The organism is Paenibacillus sp. 01T442 (assembly GCF_056398345.1).
The window spans coordinates 252431-266491 of the sequence record NZ_JBFTPF010000014.1 but is presented as its reverse complement, the minus strand read 5'-3'; the positions used below and the strand labels follow the sequence as shown (position 1 = coordinate 266491).

Here is a 14061-nt window from a genome sequence, read left to right as displayed (position 1 = left end):
GACGCGATTTGACCTTTTTCTTTTGCTTGAAAGGCATGATATTCAACCTATTTGTAAGATATCTGTAAGCTTTGAGCTCCCTGTTATGAGGTATACTTAAAATCAGTATTGGACGTCATTCCGTCATTAGGGGAGATTATAAGGATGAATTCACTCATTCTCGTTGTTGATGATGAGACTAATATAACCGATGTATGCTCCGTATATTTGAAGCGGGAAGGCTATCAAGTAATGACAGCAGAAAGCGGGGATGAGGCTCTTCGACTATGGAGACAGCATAATCCGGAGCTAATCGTGCTTGATCTCATGATGCCTGGCACGACTGGTTGGCAGGTATGCGAAGAAATTCGCAACGAGCAGGACGTGCCCATTATTATGCTAACGGCGAGAGGGGACGAAATGGATCGCTTGATGGGGTTAACAATGGGAGCAGACGATTACATGACGAAACCCTTCTCGCCTCGTGAGCTGGTGCTGCGCGTGAAGGCTATCTTACGTAGGCAACAGCGCAATCAGCTGGTGTTGCCAGAGATGGCGGAGGTGACGCCATCGCATATTATGAGATTTCCAGGACTGGAGCTCAATGTCCTACACCGCACTGTGCGTGTCAATGAGAAGGAAATCGAATTGACCGTGAAAGAGTTTGAGTTGCTGCATTTATTTGTCAGGCATCCAGAACAAGTCTTTTCACGAAATCAACTGCTTAATAAAGTTTGGGATGTGGATTATTATGGCGACACCACAACGGTCACTGTACACATTCGCAGGCTAAGGGAGAAAATAGAAGCGAACCCGTCTCAACCACGATTTATTAAGACGGTATGGGGAATCGGCTATAAATTTGAGGGTAGGGAGCCATCATGAAGCTTCGGTTATATCTGCTTATCGCAAGCGGCGTAAGTACAGGGATGATCCTGCTCAGCTTATTTATATGCTATAGATACATGCTGTTGAATTGGAAAGATGTTGTGCTCTTATCAACCGTAACGGTGGGGGCGGCTGGCGTTTCCATGCTCATTCATTTTGTCATGACGAGACCCTTGGAAAAAGCGATTAAAGCCATTACACAGGAAACCACGCATATTGCGGAGGGGGATTTCAAAGGTAAAGTACCGCTAATTGGTCCTTTAGAATACCAGCGGCTAGCGGCGCAATTTAATCAGATGACGGCCAAATTAAATGAAAGTTTYGGTAAAATTCGATCGGCAGAAGCTTCTCGCAAAGAGCTAGTAGCTCACGTTTCACATGATTTGCGAACCCCGATGGCCTCTATTCAAGCCTTTGTTGAAGCTTTGCAGGATGATGTGATTGCAGATAAGCCGACTTTCGAGCGGTATTTGCAAACGATTCGACTGGAAACAGGAAGATTGGATGCGCTAATTCAAGAACTGTTTAAGTTATCACAGCTAGATGCAGGTGGTACGGAGTTCACGCCTGAGCTGTACCATGTAGATCATTTTCTTGTGGATGGGTTGCAAAGCTTAGCTTTTCAACTAGAGGAAAAAGAATTGCAGGTTGAAGTCGATCTGCCTGAGCGATTACCGCCAGTTGCCATCATGCCGCAGGAAATGAAGCGAGTGCTTGCCAATATTTTGGATAATGCGATAAGGCATTCGCCTGTTGGCGGAACGATAGATATTCGGGCGGAGCATGTAACAGGGCAGTTCGTAAAACTTTCTATCACAGATCAAGGACAAGGTATTGTGGAAGAAGATAAAGAACGAATCTTCGATCGGTTCTATCGCTCTGATCCATCTCGAACAAGATCAAGCGGAGGAGCTGGGCTCGGTTTGGCTATTGCAAAATCGATTGTAGAGCTGCATGGCGGCACAWTTGGCGTTGAGAGAAATAAAGCGACAGGCGGGGGCGGGAGTCAGTTCTGGTTCACGCTGCCGGTCCATCAAGCATAGCGGTATGTTCGAAGAAGTCTGGCATGTAACAAGATGCTAGGCTTCTTTTTGTTATGCTTCTGTAAGGGATTTGTAAGGTTATCGTTAGAGCTTGGTAAGCATGACACTGTAAATTAGGTGATGTGAAGCGAACATAACAATTGAAATGAGAGGAATGAATGCGATGAATCCGAAAATGAATGTGAGATTGTCTTGGAGAAAAGCACTGATTGTGGGGGTAGCTGCTTGCACGCTGGCACTTCCAACATTCGCGAGTGCCGAGGAAATGATGGCAAAGTCTTATGATTATACAGGTATCCAAACGATGATGAAGGACGGCACGGAATTAGTCCCGTTGCGCCAAATTGCGGAATCATTAGGGTTCAAAGTGACATGGCAAGATGATACACATATGATTGTTTTGGCGAAAATGGGTGATATGGGTATGAAGGAAGATAAGATGATGGATGATAAAGGGAAAATGGAAGACAAGAGCATGATGGATGATAAAGGAATGATGGAAGACAAGAATATGATGATGGGACACACATTCAGTATTCAGATTGATAGTACAATGATCACCGCGGATGGTAAGGAAGGCATGCTGATGTACACTCCGATGCTGATTGGCAGTATGACGTATGTTCCGAAGTCGTTTGTTGAAATGTACTTATTGAAATAAATGGATGGATGGAGTCTGCCTACTGGGCAGGCTCTTTTGAACTTATGAAGGTAAAAAGTAGGCCTAGCAGCTAATTGTAAGCCTTTTTTAATATTTATACGTTATGATAGATGTATTAGGATGAACGCATAAAGGATGTGGCGAAGGTGGAGTCAAAAAGAGGCTGGCTCAAGCAGTCGTTTGGAAAGCGATTAAACGCCATTCATAGCTGGAATGCTTGGATTTTGGTGTTGTTGACGGTGACAGGAATTGTGCTCAGTATTGGCGCAATTCGAGGGGATCTTGGCGCATTTCGTGTGACACTGAAGCAGCTTCACATTTACTTAGGAGTAGCCTCTGTGCTGCTCATGGTTCTGTACGCGCCAATGATCCGCAAGCATTGGCGCCAGATTCGCGCGCGCCGCAACCAACGCGCGAATTTGGTGTTCGTGCTCGCGCTCCTGATCGGCTGGGCCGCATCAGGCGTGATCTTGTGGCAGTTCCGGCACATGCCACCAGGCTTGAACAACGCGGCACTCCTCGTGCATGATGTGCTCACCTGGGTCGGAGTGCCGTATGCCGTGTACCACGCCATCTCGCGCAGCCGATGGCTCAAGCGCCAACAGCGGCTCGAGCAAGCCGCTGCTAGCAGGCCGCCTGCCGCCGCGAGCGTCGCAGCGGCAGACATAGCCCCGGTGGCGTCCGAAGACGCCACTGCAGGGCGCACAGCAGCGCAGGCGGTTATCGCCGCGCTGAAGGAATCACCGATCACACGCGCCTCCTTCCTGCGACTCGTCGCAGGGGTGCTGCTCGTGATCGCGGTCGGCCCCGCCTTTTATCGCTGGATAAAAGGCGCCTTCGATACCGGCGGGTCGTCGACCGCCGAATATGTGGCCAATGACGGCAACCGCATGTTGCCGCCGCCAGCGCCATTGCCCGACTCCGCCGCTGTTGTAGGCGGAGGGGCCAAAGGGAATTTCCGCATCTACACGGTGACGGAAATACCATCGTTCTCCTCAGACACCTGGAAATTCGCGATTTCAGGTCTCGTGGATAAACCCAATGCGTGGAACTGGGAACAGTTCCTACAGATGAAACGCACGGTTCAAGTAAGTGACTTTCACTGTGTGACAGGATGGTCCGTGTACAAATGTACATGGGAAGGCATTCCACTGAAACAGCTGTTAGCGGCGGCTGGTGTTCAAGCATCGGCAAAATTTGTGAAATTTTATTCAGGCGATAAAGTATATACAGATGCACTGTCCTTGAGTCAGGCAAACGGAGATGATATCATGGTCGCCGTCTTGATGGACGGTAAGCCGATTCCACAGCAACTAGGTGGACCAGTGCGACTGATTGTGCCTCAGATGTACGCCTATAAATCAGTGAAATGGCTGCAAGGTATCGAGTTAATCGAGAAAGAGCACATGGGGTATTGGGAAGTACGGGGCTACGATAACGATGCTTGGGTAGGCAAATCAAACGCCTAATATAAGTTCAGTGCTGTTGAAGTGGGCACTGACTTTTTGCGAAAATTTTGATATAGTAAGGGCAAAGAATCCTGTGCGGAATGAGGGGCATTTGCCATGCAAATTACATCTATCAATGTGGGGTTACCCCAGCATATAACATATCAAGGAAAAGAGCTGACCACGGGGATTTATAAAACGCCGGTCAGCTCCTCTTTGTTTGTATCCAAGGTACAAATTGACGGGGATGGGCAGGCCGATCTAACGGTTCATGGCGGTGTTGATAAAGCCATCTGCGTGTATCCTGAAGAGCACTATGCGTACTGGGAAGACTTTAGGGGCCATACATTGGACGCTGCTACGTTTGGTGAAAATCTGACGATTCGCGGCTTGCAGGAGCATGAGGTTTGTATTGGTGATCAATTTGCCATTGACGAGGTTATCGTGCAGGTCTCACAGCCTAGGCAGCCTTGTCATAAGCTAGCAAAGCGTATGGATTGGCCAGAAGCAACGCTGTACGTTCAGGAAACAGGATATACAGGTTATTATTTTCGCGTACTGAAAGTGGGTTACATTGCACCGGACTCCAAGATGAAACTCATCGCTAGAGATGAAGCGGGTGTGACGGTTGCCTTCGCCAATCAGATCAAGTATCACGATAAGTTCAATATCGATGCGATCAAAAGAGTGCTTTCTGTAGATAGCCTTTCGGCTAGCTGGAAGCAGTCGTTTAGGAAAAGATTGGCGGAGCTCGAGGCATGATGACAGGTGTTATACTTGCAGGGGGCTTGAATCGCCGCATGGGTGGGAAGCACAAAGCACTTCTGCCTGTGCAAGGCGAAGCTATTCTCTTAAGACAACTGAAAGAAATGTCGCGTGGATGCGAGCAAATTATTGTGGTGACCAATGACATTGAAACCCTTAAGCCGTTGCTGGTTAAGGTTAAGGATATTGGGGTGCAGTGTGTGAGTGACCATTATATCCAAAAGGGGCCGTTAAGCGGCATCCACGCTGCCATGAAAGTCGCAAGCGGGTCTCATGTATGGGTTGTTGGGTGCGACATGCCTTTTATTTCTGTAGATGCAGCTAAGATGATGGCAGAATTGTGCCGAGATTCGAATGTGGATGCAGTTATTCCTGAGATAGAGGGACGTCTGCATCCCCTGCATGGGATCTATGCAAGAGAAGTTGGGCCTGAAACCGAGCTGCTGCTTGGGCAACAAAACTACCGCTTGATGGGGCTGCTTGAGCATTTGGATTGGCAGTCTGTGGATGAGGATTATTTGGTTCAACGTGGTCTTCGAACTGATTTCGTAACCAATATTAATACGCCAGAAGAATATGAGTATATGTTAGATAATCTACCGCGATAATTCATTTTTCTAGTTAAAATGCTTGATAATCTAGGAATTTGTTAGAAAATATGCCATAATGAACAGAGAGAGAAGGTGAACTCCGATGCCAAAGCAGCTATTGGATCGTTTTGGACGGATGCATGATTACCTGCGCATCTCAGTGACAGATCGTTGTAATTTGCGTTGTGTATATTGTATGCCGGAAGATGGAATGGAATTTGAACCGGATGAGAAGCTGTTAACTTTTGATGAAATAACCGAGATTGTCCGAGTACTAGCTGGACTTGGTGTTCGCAAATTGCGATTAACTGGGGGAGAGCCGTTGGTTCGTAAAAACCTAGAGCAGCTGATCGGCATGTTATCACAGATTCCCGGTATTGAAGATATAGCATTGACTACGAATGGGATTTACTTTGCGTCACGGGCTGAGAAGCTCCGTGCAGCAGGGCTAACTCGTGTAAATATCAGTTTGGATTCCTTAAGGGCAGATCGGTTCTCATTAATCACCCGCGGTGGTGATATTCGTCGCGTGCTTGCCTCCATTGAAGAAGCATATCGTGTAGGGATTACGCCGATTAAGCTGAATGTGGTGCTGATGAAAGGCATTAATGATGACGAGATTGCTGATTTCTTACAAATGACAATTGATCGACCGATTCAAGTTCGTTTTATTGAATATATGCCTATCGGTCATCAAGATGAGGATTGGAAAAAGCGTTATTTATCTCTTACAACGGTTCTCGATCGCTGCAAGGAAATGGGTTGGGAAGCAACAGCTTCGAACGCGGTTTATGGCAACGGCCCAGCACAGAATTATCGCATTGAAGGTGCGTTAGGCTCATTCGGTCTCATTCATCCGATTAGCGATCACTTCTGTGAAACCTGCAACAGGCTGCGGCTGACGGCAGATGGCAATATCAAACCTTGCTTATACTGGTCGGACGAATTTAATGTGCGAAAATATATAGGGGATGATGCTGCGGTGGAAGATTTGTTCTTCCGAGCGCTGGATATTAAGCCACAAAATCACGAGATGGCACAGGCTTTGATGAATGAAGAGCAGTCGCATACACCAACTATTCGTCGAATGTCTCAAATCGGCGGTTAGCTAACGGGCACAGGGAGGCATGGGAAGCAAGTGAGCAGCGAAATGAAGCTTAGGTTTGGCCGTAAAGTGATCTCTGTGGATGAAGCACGAGCATCACTTTACGAATATGTTAAACCCATAGAAACGGAAACTGTTTCGCTTCCGGCGTCTTTTGGCAGAATGTTAGCAAAAGATATTTATGCGGATCATGCTGTACCACATTTTCGCAGATCAGGTGTGGATGGGTATGCAGTACGTTCCCAGGATATCGCAGCGGCGACTCCAGACAATCCGATTGTGTTACATGTGATTGAACGAATACCAAGCGGTACTGTACCTAACTGCACGGTTCAAGCAGGAATGGCTGCTCGCATCATGACGGGGGCGCCTGTTCCAGATGGTGCTGATACGGTTGTGATGTTGGAGATGACAGATTCCTTGCAGGATGAGGTACTTTCATCATTGGGTGCCAAGGTGAAGATTAAGAAAAATGTGCAAGCAGCAAGTAATATTACGGCGATCGCTGGTGAAGTTAGTCTTGGGGAGTTAGTGATCCCACAGGGGACTCGGATTGGTCCAGGAGAAGCCGCGATATTAGCGACCTTCGGGTTCTCCATGGTTGAGGTGTACCGAAGGCCAAGAGTGGCTATTTTCTCAACTGGTTCTGAGCTCTTACAAGTCGAACAGGAGATGCAGCCAGGGAAAATACGTAACAGTAACAGTTACATGTTAGCGGCTCAAGTGGAAGCAAACGGGGGAGCAGCCCTCATCATGCCAGCGCTCTCGGACGATCCAGGGCAGGTAGAAGGCGCACTTGAAGCTGTACTGCCTGAGGTCGATCTTATTCTGACTTCTGGTGGTGTCTCTGTTGGCGATTACGATGTACTTGTCGATGTATTCGGTCGATTCGATGGGAAGCTATTGTTTAATAAAGTAGCGATGCGACCAGGCACTCCAACGAGTGCCGCGTTATGGAAAGGCAAGCTGCTCATTGCGCTGTCAGGTAACCCTGGCGCCTCGTTCGTAGGCTTCGAGCTATTGGCTAAGCCGATTATTAAAGTGATGTTAGGGTGTCTGCGTCCGGAAGCGGAAGTGTTAACAGCTTTTTTGGATGTTCCCTACGATAAACCGTCTGTTTATCCGCGTTATATACGAGGGACGACACGAGTGGACGCAGGGTGCTTATGGGTAAGACCCTCTGGCATTGATAAATCGAGCATTATGGTATCGATCAAAGATGCGGATTGCTTAATTTGGCTGCCAGCCGGGGGGCAGGGCTATCAACGTGGTGATGGCGTGAAGGTGTATACAACACGATAATTTAAATGAACTTGTTCCTATTTAGATGTGAAAATCTTGGAAGCAAAATGTTAGGCAGAACATCAATCACCAATATCATCGCAAGTTTGACGCTAACAAGTAACCGTCTGTCAGGAGGGGAAGCTGTGGCGTCTTTTTTGTAGGCAAGGATTTATTTGTTTGGGTTAGGTTGCGAGTTGAGCTAGGGTGGATGGAGTGAAGCAGAAGGTGGAGTAGAGTTTTTTTGTTGAGTTAGAAAAGGGAGATGATCGGAGGGGGAGTTTCGTAATTCTCCTGTGCGCCAAATAATTAGATGGATTTACTGATGTTAATTATTGGTGTTTTTTGAACGAATGCAGAATTGATGGAAAACCTGCAGTTAATTTTGACCATTATACCCGATGTGAATAAAAAAGGCAGTTATAACTACATGTTTTACAGTTAAATTGAGTTTTTGAGGAAATTCCTCAAATATAGATGTACATTTTCCAGTTAATCAAATTTGCAAATTACGATCCGATCAAACTCTACACACTCCACTAACAGAAAGTTTTCTAAATGGAGTTAAAGTCGGCTGCAGAGGGAGAGAGGGGGAGCCTGAATGAAGGAAACGCATCTCATGAGTGTTGGGCTCGACATCGGAACCTGTACAACGAAGCTTGTTGTAAGTCGGCTTACATTGGCGGAACGCGGTTCATCATACACCATTTCACGAGATGAAATCACGGAGAGAAAGCTTCTGTATGAGAGTCCGATTCATCGGACGCCATTGATTGATCCTATCACGTTAGATGCAGCTCAGCTCACGGAATTTCTAGAAGCGGAGCTTGCGACTGCAGGTGTAGAGCTTGCTGATATTGGCAGCGGCGTCATCATGACGGGCGAAACCGCGACGAAAACGAACGCTGAAGCCCTTTTACATAGACTCGCGGAACAAGCAGGCGCTTTCGTTGTGGCAACGGCGGGAAGTGATTTGGAAGCCATCATGGCCGGTAAAGGTTCAGGAGCAGCTTGGCGTTCGCAAACGCTTCAGAACACGGTAGCGAACATGGACATAGGGGGCGGCACAGCGAATATTGCCTGGTTTCGGAACGGAATACCGATTGCAACGGTAACCTTTCATATGGGGGGAAGCGTCATTCGATTGCAAGCTGATGGAACGGTGACTTATGTGTCCTCAGCCATTCAGCGTTGGCTGGATGAGCAAGGCATGTTAATGGTGCCAGGTCAAATCGTCGACATCCCTGAGCTGCGAGAGCTGACATGTCGCATGGCACGGGCTGTCGGGCAGTTTGTAGCTGGCAGTCCAGATAAGGCAGGGAACGAGCTTCTGCTTCTAGGCCAGCGTCCCAACCAGCTCCCGCAAGCAGATGAATGGACACTGTCTGGCGGTATTGCAGAGCTGCTGTCACGTCCAGCAATTATGGAGCTAGCGGAGGTCACAACCTATGACGATATCGGTCCCCTACTTGCACAAGCTATTCAGGAGATGTGGACGGAGCTTGGCTTTCCGTTGGTGAAGGCAGGGCACATGCAGCGGGCAACGGTCATAGGAGCGGGTTTGCAGAGCGTGGAGCTCAGTGGCTCGACCATTCATGTCGACGCTGGTACGCTGCCCATACGTAATGTACCGATTGTGAAGCTCCACATACAGCAGGAACCGGTTAGGCTAGCTACTGCTTTAAAAGATCTTTTTCAACAAGCAAGTCAACTCTACGGAACATCGAATCAGACACCATTTGGGATTGCACTTACGACAGAGCAGGAGCAGTCCTATACCTATAAACACTTGCAAGTGCTTGCGAGCCAACTAATCCCTCCGTTGACTTCCCATTTTACACATCAACACACGATAGTCATTCTGTGCGATCAAGATATGGCCAAAGCACTGGGCCAGTTACTCTCACTCGGATGCCAAGGGARCCCTCGCATTGTCTGCCTCGATGGCATTTCGTTGAATTTCGGTGATTATATCGATCTTGGCGAACTAATTGGGAATCGAACGATTCCAATAATCGTAAAAACACTGCTTTTTCCAAATGAGATTTCTGAGGTGCGTCTATGAAATTGAAAACATCGATGAAGGGCCATGTCTACGAGTTTGGGAGTTTGAATGAAGTGTTCGGTAAGGCAAATGAAGAGCGCTCTGGTGATGACTTGGCAGGTGTCAGTGCCTCAGATCTCAAGGAAAGGATTGCAGCAAAGACCGTACTTGCAGATCTCCTCCTCACTGAGATTCGAAATCATTCGCTGCTGCCTGCTGAAGAAGATGAGGTATCGCGGTTGATTGAGGAAAGTATAGATGAAACTGTCTATGCTTCTATTAGCCAATGGTCAGTTGCGGAGCTGCGAGAATATATCCTGCGAACGGAAACAACGGGAGATGAGTTGCTTCGAATTTCGAAGGGACTCACGAGCGAGATGATTGCAGCTGTTGCCAAAATCATGTCGAACCTGGATCTCATTCAAGCAGCTTCGCGTATTGAAGTGCGGACAAGGTGTAATACGGAGATCGGGCATCGAGGTACATTGAGCAGCCGAGCACAGCCCAATCATCCGACCGATTCCTTGGAAGGGATGAAAGCTTCGCTATACGAGGCACTGAGCTATGGGATTGGGGATGCGGTTATTGGGATCAATCCCGTAACGGACCATCCACAGACGACCAAAGCGCTGCTAGAAGCGGCGAAGGAAGTCATGGAGACGTGGCGTATCCCGACGCAGAACTGTGTCTTAGCTCATGTGACGACACAGATGGAAGCGATCAAGCAGGGGGCCAGGGCTGATCTTATATTCCAGAGCTTGGCCGGTACGGAGAAAGGCAATCGCGCGTTTGGCATTCATAAGGCGCTTCTGGATGAAGCGGATGCCTTGATTCATAGAATGGGCAGTGCGGCGGGGCCGAATCGGTGGTATTTTGAAACGGGGCAGGGTTCGGAGCTATCTTCGGAAGCGCATCATGGCATAGACCAAGTGACGTTGGAAGCGAGATGCTACGGATTAGCTAGAATCTACAAGCCTTTTTTGGTTAATACGGTGGTAGGTTTTATCGGTCCAGAGTATTTGTACAATAGCAAGCAAGTTATACGTGCAGGCCTTGAGGATCATTTTATGGGCAAAATGCATGGTCTCCCGATGGGGGTTGATGTGTGCTATACCAATCATATGAATGCTGATCAAAATGATATGGATTCCTTAGCGGTCATGCTGGCTTCTGCTCATGTGAACTTCCTGATTGGCGTACCTATGGCGGATGACTGCATGCTCAATTACCAATCACTCAGCTACCACGATATTGCGACTTTACGCGAGTTGTTTGGGCGCGCGCCAGCACCAGAATTTCGAGATTGGCTGCAAGACATAGGCCTATGGTTGAACGGTACGCTAAGTCCGCTAGCAGGTGATTCTAGGCTATTCTGGCGAGGAGGTGGAAAGCGTGGATGAATTCGCTCGGATGAAAGCACTAACTCCGGCACGCATTGGCGTTTCTAGATCAGGTACACGTCCATTAACGAGTGAGTTACTGACTTTTCGATGGGATCATGCTAGCAGCGTGGATGCTGTGCACAATGAGGTGAGTTCTGCTCTCTTAGCAGAAATGAGGTGGCTCATCGTCGATTCTTGTGCAGAAACGAAGAATATGTATTTGAAGCGTCCTCATCTAGGGAGAGTATTGAAGCCCGAAAGCAAACAGGAGCTATTAGCGAAATGTCAGCTTAGGCCACAAGTGCAAATCGTAGTATCCGATGGGTTAAGTGCAAATAGCATCGAAGCGAATATGCGTGACCTGTATCCTGCCTTGCTGGATTCCTTGCGATTGCGAGGCTTAACAGCGGGAACGACAATCTATGTGAATCGCGGACGGGTAGGCTGTATGGATGCCATCGGAGATTTGTTAAATCCGGAATGTCTTGTGCTGCTTATCGGTGAGAGACCCGGTCTTGTGACTGCTGAGTCGTTAAGTGCGTACATGTGTTATAAGCCAAGAACGGGGGGAACGGATTCGGATCGGATGGTTATTTCGAACATTCATCGCGGTGGAACACCTGCCATGGAAGCGGGGGCGTATATTGGGGGAATGCTGGAAGAAATCTTGAAGCAGCGAACGAGTGGCATCGAATTCAAATGAAAAAGCCCGGCTGCTGAAGCCTCGTAATGAGAAGCTTCAGCAGCTGGGTTTATTTTCGCAGGCGGAAGATGGTCCTAGTAGAAAGTAGCAAGAATGATGACCAACAGTACATAAAGTACAAGAACTAAACCTGCGGAACTTCCGTATCCTGGCGTTCCACAACCAACTGCAGCTGACATAGTATCCCCTCCGGTTTTGAATGTGGGTTAAACACTATATAACATATGTGGGTGGGAACCCTGTTGATTGGACATATGCCCTTATTGAGTGGAACATTCAACTACAAAAAGAGCTGCCCTTGTATGACTCTTAGGGCAGCTCTCTCCATGCATTTAATTGGGAATTTGATACACTTTAATCTTCTGGAAGCCAAAGCTTTGTAATGATTTCCTTGAGCCTGGAATAAAGATGTCCATGCGATTTCCTTTAATGGATCCGCCCGTATCTGTTGCGTAGACGTACATGCCGCCTTTAGGAAGCCCGCTAAACGAATAGCCTTCAATATAAAGCTTCGTGCCAAGTGGAATGACGGAAGGATCAACAGCAACTGTGCCAATTGCTAGTGGGTTGCCCATGTAATCAATGGCTCCATACCCGCCATTTTCAGAAGGATCTGCCGAATAAGCTGTAGATTCGAATACTTGATAATCAGGTGCATGTTGCTCTCCATCTTTACTTAAGATAGCTAGATTACTGCTTGCATCCCACTGTACAGGTACGCCTGCGGTTGTGGAAAGGAAGCGAAGAGGTACATATACACGTCCATTTTGATACTGAGAAGCTCCGTCTAAGATGACCGTTGCATCATCAACGTTAGCTTCTTTTTGCCCTGAAACMAAGGTAATCGTATGATTGTCGTTATTTAGTGTTACCTTAATCTGATTGCCATCTTTCTGCCAGTTGACCGTATATCCGAGCTTCTCCGTTACAAATCGAAGCGGGACTTGGGTGGTGTGGTTGCCATCCAGAAATGGCTGTGCATCAGGAAAATGGATCAGTTCATCATTGACTTGCACTTTCACGGCCATTTCAGCTGCTTGAGCTGTAAATGGGGAAAGAAAGCCTCCAGCCAATACTGCTAGTGAGGCAGCTAGGCTAGTTAACCCTTTGGTAAGCTTATTCAATTGGTAATCCTCCTTCTTGAGCCTTCGAGGTTAGTTGACGGGTTCGGGAAGAAGGTTCTCCCTAGTCTGCTCCAAGCTGAAGCAAATATTCACCCCAAGTATTTCGTCCCCCGTACCAGTGCCTGCATATATGCACTAGACTCGGCTTCAAATATTTTAGCATCACTGGCATGCTTGGGCAACGACCAAAATATGGTTATGCCCATTTATACTAGACTTAGGTCTAGGTTCAAAAACAGTCGATAGTCGGTTTTAGAACCTCAGAAATTGAGCTACCATAAGAGTATGATGATGGATGAGGGGCGATTGTACATGAATAATAATAAGAATCGGGAAATGGATCCTACTAATATATTTGACCGTATTGGCAAAATGGCTGAAACCGTCTGGCACGAGACGATCGGCAAAACGAATCCAGCCACTTCTGACGACGGTAGCCAGATCGCACAGCTTGAGGAACGCTATGAGGAAGCGCTGCAAGCAACGATTGCCTTGCGCAGTAACATCGCGCGAGCGGAAGAGATGGCGAAGCTGCGCGGTGAGCAGGCCGAGCTTGCGATGCGCGCTGGCGAAGAAGATCTAGCGCGGCTTGCCCTGCAAGAGAAGCTGAACGAGGAAGCCGCGAGCGAGCACTACCGCGCGCAGTACGCGAGCAGCCAGGACTTGTGCCTGGCGCTCGCAGAGGAACTGCGCGGGCTGCGTGCGGGACACGCAGCCGAGGATGAGCAGCCGCGCGGCGGGCTGCACGGCAAAGAGGCTCGCGACACATGGCGCGAGCTGGAGGTCACCGGCCGCGAGCTCGGCCGGGAGGCGTTGCAGGGGCTACGCGTAGCGGGCCGCCTGTCGAAGGAGACGCTGAAGGAAGCCGGTGGCAACCTTCAACACGAACTGCGCGCGCTGCGCAGCAAGCTGCAGCATGAGTGGCAGCAGGAGCAGCGTTCTCGCGGTGAGCGAGACCCGCACGACAGCAAATAGTCATGGACGGTGACCTCCACGAAAGCAAAGCCTTGATCTATAAGGATTTGCATCTTGGAGGTCGTCMATTCTT

At 48.3% G+C, this 14061-nt stretch carries 14 protein-coding genes and 1 riboswitch; of the genes, 12 read left to right on the top strand and 2 right to left on the bottom strand.

Going from position 1 to position 14061, the window contains the following annotated elements; all coding sequences use genetic code 11:
• Nucleotides 1-144: 144 nt before the first annotated feature.
• The 11 genes from AC1DLM_RS14870 to eutC all read left to right on the top strand — a co-directional run bounded on the left by AC1DLM_RS14870 (nucleotide 145) and on the right by eutC (nucleotide 11889).
• Nucleotides 145-864 (top strand): response regulator transcription factor, encoded by a 720-nt coding sequence (locus AC1DLM_RS14870; RefSeq protein ID WP_441988429.1) that lies wholly within the window; start codon nucleotides 145-147, stop codon nucleotides 862-864.
• Nucleotides 861-1910, top strand: a complete 1050-nt coding sequence (locus AC1DLM_RS14865) for a HAMP domain-containing sensor histidine kinase (protein ID WP_477570394.1) — start codon at nucleotides 861-863, stop codon at nucleotides 1908-1910. Before AC1DLM_RS14870 ends, AC1DLM_RS14865 begins: the two co-directional genes overlap by 4 nt.
• Nucleotides 1911-2073: 163 nt before the next feature.
• Nucleotides 2074-2571, top strand: a complete 498-nt coding sequence (locus AC1DLM_RS14860) for a stalk domain-containing protein (RefSeq protein WP_441988431.1) — start codon at nucleotides 2074-2076, stop codon at nucleotides 2569-2571.
• A gap of 674 nt (nucleotides 2572-3245) precedes the next feature.
• Nucleotides 3246-4040 (top strand): molybdopterin-dependent oxidoreductase, encoded by a 795-nt coding sequence (locus tag AC1DLM_RS14855; protein ID WP_441988432.1) that lies wholly within the window; start codon nucleotides 3246-3248, stop codon nucleotides 4038-4040.
• Between the two features lie 96 nt (nucleotides 4041-4136).
• Nucleotides 4137-4781: an MOSC domain-containing protein gene (locus AC1DLM_RS14850; protein WP_441988433.1), complete on the top strand. Its 645-nt coding sequence runs from the start codon at nucleotides 4137-4139 to the stop codon at nucleotides 4779-4781.
• Nucleotides 4778-5392: a molybdenum cofactor guanylyltransferase gene (gene mobA, locus AC1DLM_RS14845; protein ID WP_441988434.1), complete on the top strand. Its 615-nt coding sequence runs from the start codon at nucleotides 4778-4780 to the stop codon at nucleotides 5390-5392. The genes AC1DLM_RS14850 and mobA overlap by 4 nt, the downstream gene beginning before the upstream one ends.
• 85 nt (nucleotides 5393-5477) lie before the next feature.
• Nucleotides 5478-6482: a GTP 3',8-cyclase MoaA gene (gene moaA, locus AC1DLM_RS14840; RefSeq protein ID WP_441988435.1), complete on the top strand. Its 1005-nt coding sequence runs from the start codon at nucleotides 5478-5480 to the stop codon at nucleotides 6480-6482.
• A 30-nt stretch (nucleotides 6483-6512) separates the two neighbouring features.
• Nucleotides 6513-7781: a molybdopterin molybdotransferase MoeA gene (locus AC1DLM_RS14835; protein ID WP_441988436.1), complete on the top strand. Its 1269-nt coding sequence runs from the start codon at nucleotides 6513-6515 to the stop codon at nucleotides 7779-7781.
• Nucleotides 7782-8361: 580 nt separating this feature from the next.
• The gene (locus AC1DLM_RS14830; protein WP_477570393.1) at nucleotides 8362-9825 is read left to right on the top strand and encodes an ethanolamine ammonia-lyase reactivating factor EutA; all 1464 of its coding nucleotides are present in this window, start codon (nucleotides 8362-8364) and stop codon (nucleotides 9823-9825) included.
• Nucleotides 9822-11204 (top strand): ethanolamine ammonia-lyase subunit EutB, encoded by a 1383-nt coding sequence (locus AC1DLM_RS14825; RefSeq protein WP_477570392.1) that lies wholly within the window; start codon nucleotides 9822-9824, stop codon nucleotides 11202-11204. Before AC1DLM_RS14830 ends, AC1DLM_RS14825 begins: the two co-directional genes overlap by 4 nt.
• A complete protein-coding gene (eutC, locus tag AC1DLM_RS14820) occupies nucleotides 11197-11889 on the top strand; it encodes an ethanolamine ammonia-lyase subunit EutC (RefSeq protein WP_441988439.1) in 693 nt (230 codons plus the stop codon). Before AC1DLM_RS14825 ends, eutC begins: the two co-directional genes overlap by 8 nt.
• Before the next feature lie 74 nt (nucleotides 11890-11963).
• Here eutC and AC1DLM_RS14815 read toward each other — a convergent pair whose 3' ends face one another.
• Entirely contained in the window at nucleotides 11964-12068 is a 105-nt protein-coding gene (locus AC1DLM_RS14815; protein ID WP_441988440.1) for a YjcZ family sporulation protein, read from the bottom strand.
• Between the two features lie 153 nt (nucleotides 12069-12221).
• Nucleotides 12222-13013, bottom strand: a complete 792-nt coding sequence (locus AC1DLM_RS14810; protein WP_477570391.1) for a stalk domain-containing protein — start codon at nucleotides 13011-13013, stop codon at nucleotides 12222-12224.
• A gap of 4 nt (nucleotides 13014-13017) precedes the next feature.
• Nucleotides 13018-13170, bottom strand: a riboswitch (cyclic di-AMP (ydaO/yuaA leader).
• A 155-nt stretch (nucleotides 13171-13325) separates the two neighbouring features.
• Between AC1DLM_RS14810 and AC1DLM_RS14805 the strand changes: the two genes are divergently transcribed.
• The gene (locus tag AC1DLM_RS14805; RefSeq protein WP_441988442.1) at nucleotides 13326-13988 is read left to right on the top strand and encodes a PspA/IM30 family protein; all 663 of its coding nucleotides are present in this window, start codon (nucleotides 13326-13328) and stop codon (nucleotides 13986-13988) included.
• Nucleotides 13989-14061 lie beyond the last annotated feature (73 nt).